At 72.6% G+C, this 15,685-nt stretch carries 15 protein-coding genes; 4 read left to right on the forward strand and 11 right to left on the reverse strand.

The window, feature by feature from the left end; translation table 11 throughout:
- Positions 1-6 precede the first annotated feature (6 nt).
- Genes EIM47_RS05555 through EIM47_RS05565 form a run of 3 tightly spaced genes read right to left on the reverse strand, consistent with a single transcriptional unit; the run spans position 7 to position 1,817 of the window.
- Complete coding sequence (locus EIM47_RS05555; protein WP_125076351.1) at positions 7-618, reverse strand: lysophospholipid acyltransferase family protein; 612 nt, start codon at positions 616-618, stop codon at positions 7-9.
- 2 nt (positions 619-620) lie between these two features.
- Positions 621-1,052 carry an alternative ribosome rescue aminoacyl-tRNA hydrolase ArfB gene (gene arfB / locus EIM47_RS05560; protein ID WP_019399428.1) on the reverse strand — a complete coding sequence of 144 codons (432 nt, stop codon included), beginning with the start codon at positions 1,050-1,052 and terminating at the stop codon, positions 621-623.
- Positions 1,053-1,088: 36 nt separating this feature from the next.
- Positions 1,089-1,817 (reverse strand): pseudouridine synthase, encoded by a 729-nt coding sequence (locus EIM47_RS05565; RefSeq protein WP_051403592.1) that lies wholly within the window; start codon positions 1,815-1,817, stop codon positions 1,089-1,091.
- Between the two features lie 177 nt (positions 1,818-1,994).
- Here EIM47_RS05565 and EIM47_RS05570 point away from each other — a divergent pair, with 177 nt between their 5' ends.
- On the forward strand, positions 1,995-4,799 hold the full coding sequence (locus EIM47_RS05570; RefSeq protein WP_125076352.1) for a pitrilysin family protein: 2,805 nt from the start codon (positions 1,995-1,997) through the stop codon (positions 4,797-4,799).
- A gap of 91 nt (positions 4,800-4,890) precedes the next feature.
- Here EIM47_RS05570 and ubiB read toward each other — a convergent pair whose 3' ends face one another.
- From ubiB to oleC, 5 genes are all read right to left on the reverse strand, one after another.
- Entirely contained in the window at positions 4,891-6,549 is a 1,659-nt protein-coding gene (gene ubiB, locus EIM47_RS05575) for a ubiquinone biosynthesis regulatory protein kinase UbiB (RefSeq protein WP_125076353.1), read from the reverse strand.
- Positions 6,546-7,178 (reverse strand): SCP2 sterol-binding domain-containing protein, encoded by a 633-nt coding sequence (locus tag EIM47_RS05580; RefSeq protein ID WP_019399424.1) that lies wholly within the window; start codon positions 7,176-7,178, stop codon positions 6,546-6,548. The genes ubiB and EIM47_RS05580 overlap by 4 nt, the downstream gene beginning before the upstream one ends.
- A gap of 123 nt (positions 7,179-7,301) precedes the next feature.
- Positions 7,302-7,460 (reverse strand): DUF1328 domain-containing protein, encoded by a 159-nt coding sequence (locus tag EIM47_RS05585; RefSeq protein WP_019399423.1) that lies wholly within the window; start codon positions 7,458-7,460, stop codon positions 7,302-7,304.
- Positions 7,461-7,528: 68 nt separating this feature from the next.
- Positions 7,529-8,536 (reverse strand): 2-alkyl-3-oxoalkanoate reductase, encoded by a 1,008-nt coding sequence (gene oleD / locus EIM47_RS05590; RefSeq protein ID WP_028914368.1) that lies wholly within the window; start codon positions 8,534-8,536, stop codon positions 7,529-7,531.
- Positions 8,533-10,200 carry an olefin beta-lactone synthetase gene (gene oleC, locus EIM47_RS05595; protein WP_019399421.1) on the reverse strand — a complete coding sequence of 556 codons (1,668 nt, stop codon included), beginning with the start codon at positions 10,198-10,200 and terminating at the stop codon, positions 8,533-8,535. The genes oleD and oleC overlap by 4 nt, the downstream gene beginning before the upstream one ends.
- 115 nt (positions 10,201-10,315) lie before the next feature.
- Here oleC and EIM47_RS05600 point away from each other — a divergent pair, with 115 nt between their 5' ends.
- Both EIM47_RS05600 and EIM47_RS05605 read left to right on the forward strand, forming a co-directional pair.
- On the forward strand, positions 10,316-10,744 hold the full coding sequence (locus EIM47_RS05600) for a YkgJ family cysteine cluster protein (RefSeq protein ID WP_028914366.1): 429 nt from the start codon (positions 10,316-10,318) through the stop codon (positions 10,742-10,744).
- A gap of 140 nt (positions 10,745-10,884) precedes the next feature.
- On the forward strand, positions 10,885-12,279 hold the full coding sequence (locus EIM47_RS05605) for a hypothetical protein (protein WP_125076354.1): 1,395 nt from the start codon (positions 10,885-10,887) through the stop codon (positions 12,277-12,279).
- A 123-nt stretch (positions 12,280-12,402) separates the two neighbouring features.
- On the opposite strand, the gene EIM47_RS05610 is transcribed toward EIM47_RS05605, so the two are convergent.
- Positions 12,403-13,317 carry an alpha/beta fold hydrolase gene (locus EIM47_RS05610; protein WP_125076355.1) on the reverse strand — a complete coding sequence of 305 codons (915 nt, stop codon included), beginning with the start codon at positions 13,315-13,317 and terminating at the stop codon, positions 12,403-12,405.
- 112 nt (positions 13,318-13,429) lie between these two features.
- Here EIM47_RS05610 and EIM47_RS05615 point away from each other — a divergent pair, with 112 nt between their 5' ends.
- The gene (locus EIM47_RS05615) at positions 13,430-14,155 is read left to right on the forward strand and encodes a UPF0149 family protein (RefSeq protein ID WP_019399418.1); all 726 of its coding nucleotides are present in this window, start codon (positions 13,430-13,432) and stop codon (positions 14,153-14,155) included.
- Between the two features lie 96 nt (positions 14,156-14,251).
- Here EIM47_RS05615 and EIM47_RS05620 read toward each other — a convergent pair whose 3' ends face one another.
- Together EIM47_RS05620 and EIM47_RS05625 are read right to left on the reverse strand one after the other, a co-directional pair.
- The gene (locus EIM47_RS05620; protein WP_019399417.1) at positions 14,252-15,268 is read right to left on the reverse strand and encodes a 3-oxoacyl-ACP synthase III; all 1,017 of its coding nucleotides are present in this window, start codon (positions 15,266-15,268) and stop codon (positions 14,252-14,254) included.
- 93 nt (positions 15,269-15,361) lie between these two features.
- Entirely contained in the window at positions 15,362-15,676 is a 315-nt protein-coding gene (locus tag EIM47_RS05625) for a DUF4156 domain-containing protein (RefSeq protein ID WP_019399416.1), read from the reverse strand.
- Between the last annotated feature and the right edge of the window lie 9 nt (positions 15,677-15,685).

A 15,685-nucleotide genomic window follows, 5' to 3' on the forward strand; every position in this document is an offset into this window, starting at 1 on the left:
CGACCCTCAGGCAGTGCCGCGGTTGCGGCCCATCCACGGCCGGTACCAGGCGCGGACGGCGGCCATGTCGGCCTCCATGTCGCCGGTGGTGTGGAACAGCGGACCGAAGCCGATGATCCGCTCCGGGTAGTGGAAGTAGGCCATCAGCACCGGCACCTGGGCGCCATGGGCGATCTTCCAGAAGCCGCGCTTCCATTCCTTGACCGCCTTGCGCGTACCTTCCGGCGCGACCACGAACCACATCCGCTCGCTGCCGTGCACCAGGTCGATCGCCTGCTCGACGACGCCATGCGGGTTGCTGCGGTCCACCGGGATCACGCCCAGCCGGCGCAGCACGATCGACAGCGGCCACCAGAACAGCTGGGCCTTGCCCAGCACCCGGATGTCCACGCCCAGCGCCAGCTTGGCAGCCATGCCCCAGATCCCGTCCCAGTTGGACGAGTGCGGCGCGGCGATCACCACCAGCCGGCCGACCGGCGGAATCTGCCCGACCACGCGCCAGCCGCCCAGGCGTAGCACGCGGCGGCCCAGCCAGCGGGTGAAGCGGCCCATGCCGCGCTCGGGGGTCTGCGGAACCTGCGCCGGCATCGCCGGCAGCAGGGGTGAAGCCTCGGACATTCTCACTCCCAGTCGCGGCGCGAGCGCCCGCGCTTGATCTGGCTGCGCTCGCGCTTGCCCTCCAGGCGCCGCTGCTGCGAGGCGCGGGTGGGGCGGGTCGCGATGCGCCGCTTTGGCACCGCCAGGCCGGCGGCAATGAACGCCGCCAGGCGCTCGCGCGCATCCTGGCGGTTGCGCTCCTGGGTGCGGAAGCGCTGCGCGTCGATCACCAGCACGCCGTCGTCGGTCAGCCGCCGGTCGCGCCGCGCCAGCAGGCGCGCACGCAGCGCCTCGGGCAGCGACGGCGAGCCGGCGACGTCGAACCGCAGCTCGACGGCGCTGGAAACCTTGTTGACGTTCTGCCCGCCGGCGCCGCTGGCGCGCACGAAGCGCTCGACGATCTCCGACTCCGGGATCGCCAGGCCGGGGCTGATGCTGAGCGCGTCGACGGGCATGGCCGGATTGTAAGCGGGCGGCGCACCGCGGCGTGCTCAGCCGGCCGCGCCGGTGTGTTCCGGCAGGCTCCAGCCGAACAGCGCCATCGCCCTGATGAACTCGCCCGAGGGCGGCGCCACCACCTCCACCCGGGCGCCGCCGCGCGGGTGCGGGAAGCCCAGCTTCCACGCATGCAGCAGCATGCGGTGCACCCCGCGCATGCGGAAGATGCGGTTGTGGCGGCCGTCGCCGTGGCTGGTGTCGCCGATGAGGTGGTGCGAGGCGTGCTTGAGGTGGCGCCGGATCTGGCGGAAGCGGCCGGTCACCGGCGCGCATTCCAGCAGGGCGTAGCGCGAGGTCGGGAAGCCGGCCGAGGGCTCGTCCAGCTCGCCGCAGGCCAGCCGCCGGAAGCGGGTCAGCGCCGGTTTCTTCTGCGGCTTGCCGGGCCCGCCGTCCAGCGGATGGTCGATCTCGAACGCCTCCTCCGGCCAGCCGCGGCACACCGCCAGGTAGCGCTTGTCCAGCTGCTGGGCCATCACCGACCGGCCCAGGGCCGAGGCGGTGTCGCGGTCGAAGGCCAGCAGCAGGCAGCCGCTGGTGGCGCGGTCCAGGCGGTGGACCAGGTACACGGGCCGGCCGAACTGGGCGCGCAGGCGGTCGGCGGCGAAGTCGGTCTCGTCCGCCGCCAGCGGGCTGTCGTGCACCATCAGCCCGGCGGGCTTGTCCACCACCGCCAGGCAGTCGTCGGCGTGGAGGACGGCGAGGGATCCGGGAATGTCGTTCACCCGCGCATTATCCGCGGGCGCGGCGGCGATTACGAAGGCGGGCGCGGCAAGGGCGCGCCGGGCCCTGGCGGCCCATGCGGCCGTGCCGGCGCGGCTTCAGGGACGCTTCAAGCCCGCGCCGCCGCATTCTGGGAAACTCGGCGCCGGCCATGAGGCCGCAGCAACTGGAGACCAAGGATGATCCCCGGAAGACATGCACTCGCCCTGACCCTCGCCGTCGCCCTGCTGGCGCCCGCCTGGGGCGCCGGCGCCGCCGCGCCCGCCCTGCCGCGCGGCGTCAGCGCCGGTCCCTCCATCGAGGGCATCAGCGAATACACCCTGGGCAACGGCCTGCGCGTGCTGCTGTTCCCCGACCCGACCAAACCCACGGTCACGGTCAACCTGACCTACGGGGTCGGCTCGGTGCACGAGACCTACGGCCAGACCGGCGCCGCGCACCTGCTCGAGCACCTGCTGTTCAAGGGCACGCCCGCGCACCGCGACATCAGCGGCGAGATGAAGCGCCGCGGCATCCGCTACAACGCCACCACCGGGCAGGACCGCACCAACTACTTCGCCTCCTTCCCCGCCGGCGGCGACAACCTCGACTGGGTGCTGGCGATGGAAGCCGACCGCATGGTCAACGCGCGCCTGGAACGCGCCGACCTGGACAGCGAGATGACGGTGGTGCGCAACGAGCTGGAGGCCGGCGAGAACAACCCCAGCGGCGTGCTGGTGCAGCGCGTGCGCGCGGCCGCCTACCAGTGGCATGGCTATGGCCAGGCCACCGTGGGCGCGCGCTCGGACGTGGAGGCGGCCGACATCGGCCAGCTGCGCGCCTTCTACCGGACCTGGTACCGCCCGGACAACGCCACCCTGGTGGTCGCCGGCCGGATCGACCCGGCGGAAGTGCTGCGCAAGGTGCAGGCCACGTTCGGCAAGCTGCGCGCGCCGGCCACGCCGCTGCCGCGGCGGGCCACGGTGGAGCCGCCGCAGGACGGCGAGCGCGAGGTCACCGTGCGCCGCACCGGCGACTTGCGCATCGCCATGGCCAGCTACCACATCCCGGCCCGCACCCATGCCGACAACGCCGCGCTGGTGGTGCTGGCGCAGGTCCTGGGCCACACCCCCGGCGGGCGCCTGCACAAGGCCCTGGTCGAGCCGCGGATCGCCGCCGGCGTCGGTGCCGGTGCCGACGGCCTGGCCGAGCCGGGCCTGTTCAGCGCGGTGGTGGTACAGCCGCGCGACGGCGACGGCGAGCGCGCCGAGCAGGTGCTGCTGGCGCAGCTGGAGGAACTGGCGCGCAACCCGGTGACCGAGGCCGAGGTCGAGCAGGCCCGGCAGCGGGTGGCCAATGCCTACGACCTGTACTTCACCGACGTCAACGCGGTGGGCATGGGCTTGTCGGAGTTCGTCGCCGCCGGCGACTGGCGCCTGCTGTTCACCAGCCGCGACGCGATCGCCGCGGTGACCGCCGCCGACGTCAACCGCGTCGCCGCCGCCTACCTGCGCCGCGACAACCGCACCCTGGGCCGCTTCGTGCCCACCGACGAACCGCAGCGGGTACAGGTGCCGGCGGCCCCGGCCGCGGCCGAGGTGGTGGCCGGTTACACCGGGCGCCAGGCGCTGGACGCCGGCGAGCACTTCGATCCCACGCCGCAGAACATCGAGGCCCGCACCCAGCGCTTCACCCTCGGCGACGGGCTCCGGGTGGCCCTGCTGCCCAAGCGCACCCGCGGCGGCACCGTGGTGGTCGACGGCTACTTCCGCTTCGGCGACGCGCAGTCGCTGGCCGGGCGCCAGCATGCCGCCGGCCTGGCCGGGGCGATGCTGATGCGTGGCGCACGCGGCCTGGACCGCGAGGCCATCGACCGCAGGCTGGAGGAGCTGCAGGCCCGGGCCCAGGTCGCCGGCGGGCTGCAGGGTGCACAGCTGTCGCTGATCGGCCGCCGCGAGCGGCTCGGCGAGACCCTGGAACTGCTGGCCACCCTGCTGCGCGAGCCGACCTTCCCCGAGGACGAGTTCGAGCAGCTGCGGCTGCAGGCCATCACCGGGCTGGAGGCCTCGCGCGGCGAGCCGGGCGCGGTGGCGCAGCGGGCGCTGGCGCTGCACTTCGATCCGTGGCCGGAAGGGCATCCGCTGCACGCGCAGAGCCTGGATGAAACCCTGGCCGCGGTGCGTGCGCTCCGGCGCGAGGAGGTGGTGGCGTTCCACCGCGACTTCTACGGCACCGCGCAGGGCGAGATCGCGATCGTCGGCGACTTCGACCCGGAGGCGGTGCGCGCGCAGCTGGAACGCCTGTTCGCCGGCTGGCGCAGTCCGCATCCGTACCAGCCGATCGCCACCCGGCATGCCGAGGTCGCGCCGCTGCAGCGGCAGCTGCCGACCCCGGACAAGGCCAACGCGGTGCTGCTGGCGCGGCAGAACGTGGCCCTGCGGGTCACCGACCCGGACTACCCGGCGCTGGTGGTGGCCAACCGCATCCTCGGCGGCGGCGCGCTCAAGTCGCGCCTGGGCGACCGCATCCGCCAGAGGGACGGCCTCAGCTACGGGGTCAGCAGCTCGTTGCATGCCGACGACAGCGCCGACGGCGTGGACGATGCCGGCAACCTGCTGATCCAGGCCATCGCCGCGCCGCAGAACCTGGCCCGGGTCGAGGTGGCCATGCGCGAGGAACTGCAGCGGCTGGTGGCCGAGGGCATCACCGAGGCGGAACTGCAGGATGCGGTGTCCGGCCTGCTCACCGAGCGCGCGCAGGCGCGCGCGGACGACCAGAACGTGGCGGGCATGCTCCAGGACCAGCTGTACTTCGGCCGCACCATGGCCTTCACCGCGGAACTGGACGAGGCCTACCGCAGGCTGACCACGGCCCAGGTCAACGCCGCCATCGCCCGCCACCTGGCCCCGGGCAAGCTGAGCGTGGTCGCCGCCGGCGACTTCAACGCGGTGGCCCGCGCCGGCTCCGGCGCCGCCGCCCCGGCCGCGCCGGCCATGGCCGACTAGCCCCGGCAAGCCCGCCGCCAGGCGCGGCGGGCGCAGCGGCGAACGGGCCCGCGCGAGGCGGGCCCGTTCGTTGCTTGCGGCTGCGCGGGGGTCAGCGTCGCGGCAAGGCCGCCAGCACCGCCCACAACCCGCCGATTCCGGCGACCCAGGCCGACAGCGGCACCCCGGCCAGGCGCGGACCGCCGGCCTCCAGCGCGTACAGCACCGCCGCCACCAGCAGCAGGCCCACGCCCAGGATCGCCGCCACCGCCCGCCGCTGCATCACCCGCAGGGTGTGCTCGATCCCGGCCAGGTCGGGCGAGTGGATGCCCATCCGGTGCCGGCCCTGCACCTGCTGCTCCAGCCACTCGTGCAACAGGCGCGGCATCTCCGGTGCGCGGGTCATCAGCTCCGGGGCGCGCTGGCGGAACTCGCGCAGCAACCGGCGCGGGCTGTAGCGCTCGCGCAGGATCTTCCCAAGCACCGGGCTGGCCACCGCCCAGATGTCCAGCTGCGGATCCAGCTGCCGGCCCACGCCCTCGATGTTGAGCAGGGTCTTCTGCAGCAGGATCAGCTGCGGCTGCAGGGTCAGTTCGTAGCGCTGCGCGGTGCGGAACAGCTTGGCCAGCACCTCGGCCAGCGAGACCTCGCTCAGTGGCCGGGTGAAGTACGGCTCGCACACCGCGCGCGCCGCCGCCTCCAGTTCCTCGATCCGCACCGTGGCCGGCATCCAGCCCGCCTCCACGTGCAACTCGGCGATGCGGCGGTAGTCCTGGCGGAAGATCGCCATGAAGTTCTCGGCCAGGTAGTACTGGTCGCGCGGCGACAGCTGGCCGACGATGCCGAAGTCCAGGGCGATGAAGCGTGGGTCGTGGCGCCGCGCCGGGTCGGCATCGACCCAGATGTTCCCCGAGTGCGCGTCGGCGTGGAAGAAGTTGTCGCGGAACACCTGGGTGTAGAACACCCGCACGCCCTTGGCCGCCAGCACCTTGCGGTCGATGCCTGCGGCATCCAGCGCGGCGATGTCGTCGGAGGGGATGCCGTGCACCCGCTCCATGGTCAGCGCCCGCTGCGCGCTGTGCGACCAGATCACCTCCGGCACGTACAGGTCCGGCGAGTCCTTCCAGAAGCGGCGCATCACCGAGGCGTTGGCGCCCTCGCGCTGCAGGTCCAGCTCGGCGGCCAGGGTGGACTCGATCTCGGCCACCACCGCCTGCGGGCGGATGCGGTCGGCCCGCGGATGGGCGCGGTCGACCAGCGCCGCCAGCGAGCGCAGCAGGGCGAGGTCGGCGTCGATCTGGCGCTCGATGCCCGGGCGCAGCACCTTGACCACCACCTCGCGGCCGTCGTGCAGGCGCGCCGCGTGCACCTGGGCGATCGAGGCCGAGGCCAGCGGGCGGGTGTCGAAGCCGGCGAACGCGGCCTCCACCGGCCGCCCCAGCGCCTGCTCGACGATGGCCCGCGCCGCCTGGCCGTCGAACGGCGCCACCTGGTCTTGCAGCAGGGACAGCTCCGCCGCGATGTCCGCCGGCAGCAGGTCGCGGCGGGTGGACAGGATCTGCCCGAACTTGACGAAGATCGGTCCCAGTTCCTGCAGCGCCAGGCGCAGGCGCATGCCGCGCGGCTGCGAGGCCACGTCGGCCGCCGCTCGCGGCACGAACGGCTTGGCCAGGCGCAGCCAGCGCTCGGCCGGGGTGCCTTCCAGCAACGCGTCCAGCCGGTAGCGCAGCACCACCCGGGCGATGCGCCAGGCGCGCAGCGCGGCCCTCATGGCGCGCCTCCGGGCACGCGCAGGCGGGCGACGCGCGCGGCCAGGCGCTCGACGTCGTCGCGGACCGCATCGACCTCGTCGTTGAACGCGGCCAGCTCGGCGCGGCCGACCACGTCGCGCGATTCCTCCACCAGGTATTCGGCACCGGAACGCGCCAGGCCGCCGGCCAGCCCACGCGCGCCGCGCAGGGCCGCGGCCGCGGCATTGGCCAGCTGCACGCCCAGCACCGGGCCGAACAGCTCCACGAACGGCTGCTGCCAGTCCGGCTCGAAGCCGGAGGCCAGCTTCTGCAGGCGCCGTGCCAGGTCGGCGTCGCCGGACACGTGCAGGCGCCCGGCGGGCTTGCCGCGCGCGGCGGCGGCCAGGAACGGCAGCTGGCCGAGCAGGCCGCCGATGGTGCCGCGCACAGCCAGGTCGGCCTCGCGCAGCGGCGGGCCGACCTGCAGGTAGCGGTCATGCACGCGGATTTCCAGCGCCAGCGCCGGGCGCTCCAGGGTCAGGGAAACGCTGCGACCGTCCAGCTGCGCCAGCGCGGCGAGGGTATCCGGGTCCAGCGCCGCGGCACGGTTGAGCGCCGCTTCCAGGGCGCGTCCGGCCAGCGGCTTGAGGGCATCGAGGGGGCTTGGCATGCGGCCATTCTAGCGGTCGCGGCGGCGCCGCACCGGAAAACCCGGGGTCCGGATACGATACGGGCGCAGCCAGTGGCCACGCCCGTGCTGGGGTTCCGGCGGCGCCAGGGGCGCCGGCGCGGACTAGACCCGCCTGCCGCGCAGCAGCGAGATCGCACCCAGGATCAGGAACACGACGAACAGGATCCAGGCGATGTTGGTGGCGGCGCCGGCGATGCCGCTGAAACCCAGCAGGGCGGCGATCACGGCGATGACGAAAAACACGACGGCGTAATGGAGCATCTGGGCATTCCTCGGGGTGGCGCCGCGGGGGGCGGTCGAGCGGCATGCTGCCCAAGCGCCGGTCGTGATCAGGTGACGGATGCGCCCTGTTGCCAGCTGGCCTTCAGCCTGATGATTCCCTCGTCAAAGCCGACCCTTGGCACGTAGCCGAAGTCGCGCCGCGCCGGCTCCATGCTGTACCAGTGCGCGGTGGCCAGCTGCTCGGCGAGGAAGCGTGTCATCGGCGGCTCGCTGCGCAGGCGCAGCAGCGGCCACAGCCGCTCGCACACCGCACCGATGCGGTACGCCGTCTTGAACGAAATGCTGCGCGTGACCGGCGGCGCACCGGCGGCCTGCAGCAGGCGGTTGAGCACCTCGCGGATCGGCAGCGGTTCGCCGTTGGAGATGAAGTACGCCTTGCCGGCGCAGGCCGCATCCGGCGCCAGGCGGTCCAGCGCGTCCAGATGCGCCTGGGCGGCGTTGTCGATGTAGGTGGTGTCGACCAGGTTGGAGCCGTCGCCGACCAGGCGCAGGCGCCCGGCATGCGCGCGTTCGACCAGGCGCGGCAGGATCTGCGGATCGCCCGGGCCCCAGATCAGGCGCGGGCGCAGCGCGACCACCGCCAGCTCCGGTCCGTTGGCCGCCAGCGCCTCCTGCTCGGCGATGGCCTTGGTCGCCGCGTACGGCGCCTGGAAATCCTCGCCGTAGGGCACTTCGTCCGCGCCCAGGCCTTCCACCGGATGGGTGGCGCGATGGGTGACGCTGGGCGTGGAGGTGTAGACCAGCCGCTGCACGCCATTGGCGCGGCAGGCGGCAATCACGTTGCGGGTGCCGACCACGTTGGCCTGGTAGTAGCTGTCGTAGCTGCCCCAGGCGCCGGCCTTGGCGGCGTTGTGCAGCACCGCGTCCATGCCCGCCACCGCCCGCGCGACCGCGGCCGCGTCGGCCAGGTCGCCAAGGTGCTGGACCACGCCCATCGCCTGCAGCGCGGGCGAATGGCTGCGCTGGAAGCTGTGCACCGCATGGCCGCGCGCCAGCAGCGCGCGGCACAGGGCCTGGCCGAGGAAGCCTCCGCCACCGGTCACCAGCACCTTCATCGGGCCTTCTCCAGTTGCCGGGCCGCCCATGCGGCGAGCTTCTCGCGTCCGATCTTGGCGTTGTGGCGGATGTCGACCGGGAACGCGGGATGGCGCAGGAAGCGGCCGATGCGCGCGGTCTGCGGGGTACGGCTGCCAAGCATGCGCAGTTCCTCGGCGATGCGCTCGAACTCGGTGGCGCGCACGCCGCGGGCCAGTTCCACGCACAGCACCGGAACCTGCGCCCCGGGCGCGCCCACGCCTACCAGCGCGGTGCGGCGCACGCGCGGATGCACGTTGAACACCGGCTCGACCTGCTCGGTGTACAGCGGGCCCTGCTCGGTCTCCACGCGCTGGGTCTTGCGCCCGCAGAACCACAGCCGGCCGTGTTCGTCGAAATAGCCCACGTCGCCCATGCGGTGCACGACGCGGGTGCTGCCGTCGGCCAGGGCCTCGCGGATCTTGGCCGCGCGGGTGGCGGCCTCGCGGTTGAAATAGCTGTCGGTGGCGGTCGGGCCGGCGACGGTGATCTCGCCCACTTCGCCCACGCCCAGCACGCGCGCCTGGCTCCAGCTTTCGATCGGGCCGTCGTCCACGGCGATGATGCGCACCTCGTTGGGCGCCACCGGGCGGCCCACGCAGGTGCCGGCGCCGGCCTCGGTGGCGGCGCGGGTTTCCTGCAGCTCGCGGCCCTCGATCACCGCCACCGGCAGGCACTCGGTGGCGCCGTAGGGCGTCCAGAACTGCGCATCGGCCGGCAGCAGCGCGCGGATCTTCTCCACCACCTCCGGCGGCACCGGCGCGCCGGCGGAAGTGGCGCGGCGCACGGTGGGCAACGGCGCACCATGGTCGGCCAGCACCCGCATCAGCGCCGGCGAACCGAACAGCTGGGTCACGCCGAAGCGCGCGATCGCATCGTGCAGGCGGCGCGGGTCGGCCTCGGCCGGGCGGGTCGGATCCATGTCCGGGATCACCGAGGTCAGGCCCAGGGCCGGATCGAACAGGGCGAACGGCGGGAAGGTCGGCAGGTCCACGCCACCGGGCTCGATGCCGAAGGCCTCGCGCATCAGCGCGATCTGGGCGACGAAGTGGCGGTGGCGGTAGACCACGCCCTTGGGCACGCCGGTGGAGCCGCTGGTGAACAGGATCGCGGCGACCTCGTCCGGAGCGGTGTCGGCCAGCTGCGGGCCGGCACCCTGGCCGGCGCGCTCGACCGCGGCCAGGGTGGTCCCGCCCCAGCCCATGCGGGTGCCCACCGTGACCAGCTTCCTCGCCGACGGCGCCCAGCCCAGCAGGCGCCGGGCCACGTGCGCCAGTGGGATGCCGATGAAGGCCTCGGCGCGGGCCTCGTCCAGGCACTGCTTCAGCGCGCGGCGGTCGATGCCCGGGTCCACCAGCACCGGCACCGCCCCGGCCTTGAACAGGGCGAACATCACCAGGAAGAACTCCGGCGAGGGCCGCACCATCACCACCGTGCGCACGCCGCGGCCGATGCCGTGCGCGGCCAGGCCGGCGGCGAGCGCATCGCTGCGGGTGTCCAGGGTGCGGTAGTCGAGGACCACGTCGTAGCGGGCCAGGCCGCGGCCGGAGGCACGCTTGCCGGGGCAGCGGATCGCGGGCTGGTCGGGACGCTCGGCGGCCAGCCGCGGCAGCGCCGCGGCGATGTTGCAGGGGCTGGAAGTCATGCGGGGATTATCCCACGCGCGTGCCCACCGCCCGGCGCCACTTCGCCGCCGCCACCGGATGCGGCAGAATCGCGCCACCCGCAACTGCTGCCGCGCAAGGCCCGGCCCGCCCCCCATGCATCCCTGCCTCACCTGTGGCGCCTGCTGCACCCAGTACCGGGTCGCCTTCCACTGGATGGAATCGGATGAAGTGACCGAAGGGGGCGTACCCGCCGCACTGACCCAGCGCCTGGACGCGCACCGCCTGTGCATGCGCGGCACCTACGGCCCGCCGGTGCGCTGCGTGGCGCTGGACGCGGACATCGGGGTGTACTCGCGCTGCACCATCCACCCCAACCGGCCCTCGGTATGCCGCGAGGTGGATGCGTCCTGGGAATTCGGCGCCGCCAGCTCGCAATGCGACCGCGCCCGCATCGCCCACGGCCTGCCACCGCTGACCCCGGCCGACTGGACCTGGCGCGAAGCCGCCAGCAACGACGACGGCGAACCGGACGACAGCGGCAACAGCCCGTCCTCGCCGCCGGTCACGCCGATCGCGGCCTAGGCGGCCCCGGAACCCCTGCTGTCCCCGGCCAGGCAGGGCGGGTGTGCACCCGCTGCCTGGCTCCCGGCCAGTGGCTGCCTTGACCGGGGCAGGGCCTGCTTCCAGTATCGGGACGTCGACGGTTCAGGGGGGGACAGCCGATGAAGTGGACCAAGGGCGGCAAGGCGGTTTTGAAAGGCCTCGCCGATGCGACCTACGGGGTGGCGCGCCACGTCGCCTGGCACGAGAAAACGATTGCCGGCGGCGTCCGTTCCGCACTCGAGGCCACCGGCCGGGTCATCTCCAGGGGAGGCGCCGCGACCACCCGGATGGGGCGCTACGCGGAAGAGCAGCTCAAGGCTCAGGCAGCCCGCTCGGAAGGCACGTTTGGACGTGCGGCCGCGGGTGCGGGCGTCCTGCTCGGCAAGGGGATCGCGCTGACCGGGGCCGGCATCCACGCCGGCGGCCGGGTGGCCGCTCGTGCGGCGCCCGCCGTGGGTGCGGCGACGGGCGGGTTCGCCCTTGGTGGCACGTCGGTCGTCGCCGAGGTGATCGACAGCTTTGCCATCAACCGCAACGACCTCGAGGAACTCCGCCGGGAGGTCGCCGGTTACGGCGAGAGGATCCGGCGCCAGTCCGAACGGCTGGAGCGGCGCGTCCGCCTCGCACAACAGGCACGCAGGCGCGACGAACTACTCGACCTGCTCGTCGTGGGCGGCATCTCCCTGGCCTATGCGCTGGACCATCCGGACGAAGTCCCCGAGAACGTGCTTCGGGCATTCGAGGCGGCCTACCCCGGCCTGGCAGCCAAGGAGAGCTTCGCCGACGTCGTCGACCGGCTCCCGGCCGACGCGTTGCCGGGGTTCGTCTCGGCGGTGAAGGGCAAGCTGTTCGAGATCGAGCTGGTCGACCACTTCAACAACGGCGGCCTGCCGGAGGGGTGGACGGCCGATCTGGCCGGATCGGCGACCCAGCCGGGCTGGGACATCCGCATCCTCGACGACCAGGGCCAGGTCGTGGAGGTGCTCCAGGCCAAGGCCACCGAGTCGGTGCAGTACGTCAATGACACCCTGGAGCGCTATCCGGGCATCGACGTGGTGACCACCAGCGAGGTCCACGCGCAGCTGGTTGCAATGGGCCTGGCAGAAGGCGTGAAGGACAGCGGCATCACCGAAGCCTCTCTGCAGGCAGCCGTGGAGCAGGCAGCGACCGCTGGCGTGGACTTCGGCGTGGGCGACCTGATGCCGTCGGCGCTCGGGCTGGCGGTGATCAGCCTGTCGCTGATACTCGATCCGAAGATGACCTGGGTCGAGCGCGCCAGCCAGCTGGGCTCCAGGGGCGCACGCGTGGGCGCCGCCGGTGCGCTCGCCAAGGTGGCGATGGTCGCAACCCAGACCTGGTGGCTTGGACTCCTGGCCGGTGTGGGCTCGGGCTGGCTTGCCGCCAAGGGACGGCAGAAGCGCGAACAGTACGAAGCGCTGTGCCGGGCCGCGGCGCAGTTGCGCGCCCATCACGGCGGCCCCGAGCCCGCCGGATTCCTGCCTGCGCCGGGCTGAGCGGCGCGCGCTTCCTTTTTCCCCGGAGCCCAGGAGCCTGCCGTAAGGAAAAAGGAAAGGCTTCCCGCCGGGCTTTCCTTGCGGCACCAGCACGGGCCTGCAAGGAAAGGCCCCGTGGTCCGCTCAGGCCAGCGGATTGGCGTCGAGGAAGGCGCGGATCGCCGGCACCAGCACTTCGTGCCTGTCTTCCAGCACGTAGTGGCCGGCGTCCTCGAACGCATGCACCTGCGCGCGCGGCAGGTCGGTGCGGAAGCGCTCGAGGAAGTGGTGGTCGAACACGAAATCCTTCAGGCCCCAGCCGATGAAGGCCGGGCGGTCGGCGAAGGACGGCAGCGCCTTGCCGGCCGCTTCCAGCAGCGGCCAGGCCTTGTCGCCGGGGCGCAGCGGGATGTCCTGCATGAAGCGGATGGTGGAGATGCGGTTCTTCCACGAGTCGTAGGGAGCCACGTAGGCACGGCGCACGTCGGCCGGCATCTTCCGCTCCACGCCGAAGTACGAGGCGCCGGCGGAGAAGGCGTTGAACGCGCGGATGATGACTTCGCCGACGAAGTAGTCGCGGCCCAGCGCGATCTGCCAGGGCATCTGCTTGGCCGCCGGCATCGGGAACGCGGCGGTATTGAGGACCACCAGGCGCTTGACCTGGGCCGCATGCGACAGCGCCCAGCCGAAGCCGATCATCCCGCCCCAGTCGTGCACGGCCAGGGTCACCGGGGTGGCGTCGTCGACCCCGGCATGGCGCAGCAGCGCCTCCAGGTCGTCCACCCGCGACTGCAGCGTGTAGTCGTAGCGCGGCGAGGCGGTGGGGCGGTCGTCCGGCTTGTCCGACAGGCCCATGCCGACGTGGTCGGGGACGATGCAGCGGTAGCGGTCGGCCAGCCCGGCCACCAGGGTGCGCCAGTAGTAGCTCCACGACGGGTTGCCATGCAGCATCACCACGACTTCGCCGTCGCGCGGGCCCTCGTCCAGGTAGGACATGTGGATGCCGGGCCGGACTTCGAAGCGGCGGCGGTGCTCGGGGTAGCCGGGGAACTGGGACACGGGCAGCAGGTTCGCGCGGAAACCGCGCATTGTAGGCCAGCGCGGACCCGCCACGGCCCCGCCGCGGCCCGCCAGGGACTACCATGCACGCCCCTCCACCGTTCCAGCCGCCATGGCCACGCCCCCGCCCTATCTCGACGACGCGCAGATCGAACGCCTCTCCACCCTGCTTGAACAGCGCGCCGTGCCCTTCCGCGGCTTCAACCTGGAGGCGCTGGACGGCTTCCTGTCGGCCCTGGCGGTGGCACCTGCGCCGGTGCCGCCGGAGGAATGGCAGCCGGTGGTCTGGGGCGGCAAGCTGCCCAGCTGGGGCAGCCCGGAGGAGGCCGAAGAGGTCCAGGCCCTGCTGCAGGGCCACTGGAACATGTGCGTGGCCCGCGCCCGCCAGGGCGAGGACCTGCCGGAACACCTGCTGCCGCTGATGTGGCTGCCCGAGGACCCGGAAAGCGCGGACGAGGCCCTGGCCGAGGACGAACTGGACGTGGGCCGGGAATGGGCGCTGGGCTTCTTCGAGGGCGCGGCCCTGCGCGAGGAGGCCTGGGACCGCTGGCTGGACGAGCACGAGTGGATCGAGGAGATCTTCGACCTGCTCGAGCGCCTGGCCTCCGGCGAGGTGGTCGATCCGGAACACCCGGAGAAGGAGCCGGTGCCGCTGGCCTACCGCGAGCGCCTGGACATCGTCATGGACCTGCCGGGCATGCTGGCCGACCTCAACCACCAGCACATCGCCGAACAGACTCCGCGCACCCCGATCCGCCGCGAGGACGGCCCCGGCCGCAACGATCCCTGCCCCTGCGGCAGCGGCAAGAAGCACAAGAAGTGCTGCGGCGCCGGCTGAGGCCGCGCCGCCACCCCGGCCCCGGCAGCGATGCCGGACGCCGGAAAAGCAAAGGGCCGGCAGAGCCGACCCTTTGTCATGCGGGGCAGGAGTGGGTTACCACACCACCTCGGCCATCGAGCAGTTCAGGCCCGAGCCGATGCCCAGCAGGGCGATCCGGTCGCCCTTCTTCAGGCGCCCCAGTTCCTTGAGCTTGCTCAGCACGATCGGCACCGAGGCCGGGCCGATGTTGCCGTGTTCGCCGAAGATGGTCATGACCTTCTTCGGATCCACGCCCAGCGACTTGATGAAGGCCTTGGTGTGCGGGCGGCTGACCTGGTGGATCACGAACTGGTCCAGCTCGTCCACCGCCCAGCCCAGCGCCTGCTTGGCCGCGGCGAAGGTCTTGGTGGCCAGCTTGATGCCCTCGATCAGCAGCAGGCGGGTGTCGGTGACCATGCGGTCGAGGTTGCCGCGGCACAGCTGGTTGAACTCGGTGGCCGAACGGGTCACGCCGCCCTTGTAGCGCGGGGCATCCGGGGCCAGTTCGCGGCGGCACAGGACCATGGCCGCGGCGCCGCAGCCCAGGGTCAGGGCCGCCATCTCGTCGCGGAATTCCTGCTCGGTCACGTCCGGGGCGCTCATGCGCTCCAGGGTCTTCTCGTACACCAGGTTGGCGGTCTCGCCGTCCACCACCAGGGCGTAGTCGATCTCGCCGCGCTCGAGCATGCGCGCGGCGATGTCCATGCCGTTGATGAAGGCCAGGCAGGCGTTGGCGACGTCGAAGGTCATGCACTCCTCGGACACGCCCAGGTTGCCGGAGACGATGGAGGCAGTGGACGGCTCCAGGTAGTCGCGGCTGACCGAGGTGTTGACCAGCAGGCCGATCTTCTCCACGCCGATGCCGGCGTCCTCGAGCGCCTTGCGCGCAGCCATGGTCGCCACGTCGGAGGCCGTCATGCCGTCATCCCACAGGCGGCGGGCATGGATGCCGGCGATGTCGCCCAGCACGTCCACCCGGATGCCGAGGCGGTCCAGGGTCGGCTTCAGGCGCGCGTTGATTTCCTCCGAGGTCAGGGTATGCGGCGCATCGATATGCGCCAGCCCCGCGATCGAGACGTTCTTGAAAAGCATGGCTAGACCACGCCGGTAAGGCGAAAGGGGCGTCGATTCTACCGGTTGCCCGCCTTCACCGCACCTTTACGTACGGGGCGGGGCGTGCCCCGTTCAGGGACACTGCCAGGCGGCGAAGCGCTGGGTCCCGCCGGCCGGCTCGCCCAGCGGCTGGACCACGTTGGCCCCGACCCCCGGGGCCTCGTTGCGGGCCAGGCTCTCCAGCTCGTCGCGGACCTTGACCTGGTCGCGCTGGTAGAAGCCCACGCTGTGCTTGACCGAGACCTCGACCTCGCCCTGGCGGGTGCAGCCGGCCGGGGCCGCCCCGGCGGCGATCACGCGCACGGCCTTGCCCTGGGGCTGCAAGGGCACCCAGGTGCAGGCGGCCAGCGGGAGGACGAGCAGGAGGGAGGCGGCGGCAAGGCGCATGCGGGTCTT

The organism is Pseudoxanthomonas sp. SGT-18, from assembly GCF_003931645.1.
Taxonomy (GTDB): domain Bacteria; phylum Pseudomonadota; class Gammaproteobacteria; order Xanthomonadales; family Xanthomonadaceae; genus Pseudoxanthomonas.

What these genes read in the sequence shown, in the direction of transcription:
- EIM47_RS05555 (WP_125076351.1), bottom strand. Translation starts at nt 618, where the DNA reads ATGTCCGAGGCTTCACCCCTGCTGCCGGCGATGCCGGCGCAGGTTCCG.
- arfB (WP_019399428.1), bottom strand. Translation starts at nt 1,052, where the DNA reads ATGCCCGTCGACGCGCTCAGCATCAGCCCCGGCCTGGCGATCCCGGAG.
- EIM47_RS05570 (WP_125076352.1), top strand. Translation starts at nt 1,995, where the DNA reads ATGATCCCCGGAAGACATGCACTCGCCCTGACCCTCGCCGTCGCCCTG.
- ubiB (WP_125076353.1), bottom strand. Translation starts at nt 6,549, where the DNA reads ATGAGGGCCGCGCTGCGCGCCTGGCGCATCGCCCGGGTGGTGCTGCGC.
- EIM47_RS05580 (WP_019399424.1), bottom strand. Translation starts at nt 7,178, where the DNA reads ATGCCAAGCCCCCTCGATGCCCTCAAGCCGCTGGCCGGACGCGCCCTG.
- EIM47_RS05585 (WP_019399423.1), bottom strand. Translation starts at nt 7,460, where the DNA reads ATGCTCCATTACGCCGTCGTGTTTTTCGTCATCGCCGTGATCGCCGCC.
- oleD (WP_028914368.1), bottom strand. Translation starts at nt 8,536, where the DNA reads ATGAAGGTGCTGGTGACCGGTGGCGGAGGCTTCCTCGGCCAGGCCCTG.
- oleC (WP_019399421.1), bottom strand. Translation starts at nt 10,200, where the DNA reads ATGACTTCCAGCCCCTGCAACATCGCCGCGGCGCTGCCGCGGCTGGCC.
- EIM47_RS05600 (WP_028914366.1), top strand. Translation starts at nt 10,316, where the DNA reads ATGCATCCCTGCCTCACCTGTGGCGCCTGCTGCACCCAGTACCGGGTC.
- EIM47_RS05605 (WP_125076354.1), top strand. Translation starts at nt 10,885, where the DNA reads ATGAAGTGGACCAAGGGCGGCAAGGCGGTTTTGAAAGGCCTCGCCGAT.
- EIM47_RS05615 (WP_019399418.1), top strand. Translation starts at nt 13,430, where the DNA reads ATGGCCACGCCCCCGCCCTATCTCGACGACGCGCAGATCGAACGCCTC.
- EIM47_RS05620 (WP_019399417.1), bottom strand. Translation starts at nt 15,268, where the DNA reads ATGCTTTTCAAGAACGTCTCGATCGCGGGGCTGGCGCATATCGATGCG.
- EIM47_RS05625 (WP_019399416.1), bottom strand. Translation starts at nt 15,676, where the DNA reads ATGCGCCTTGCCGCCGCCTCCCTCCTGCTCGTCCTCCCGCTGGCCGCC.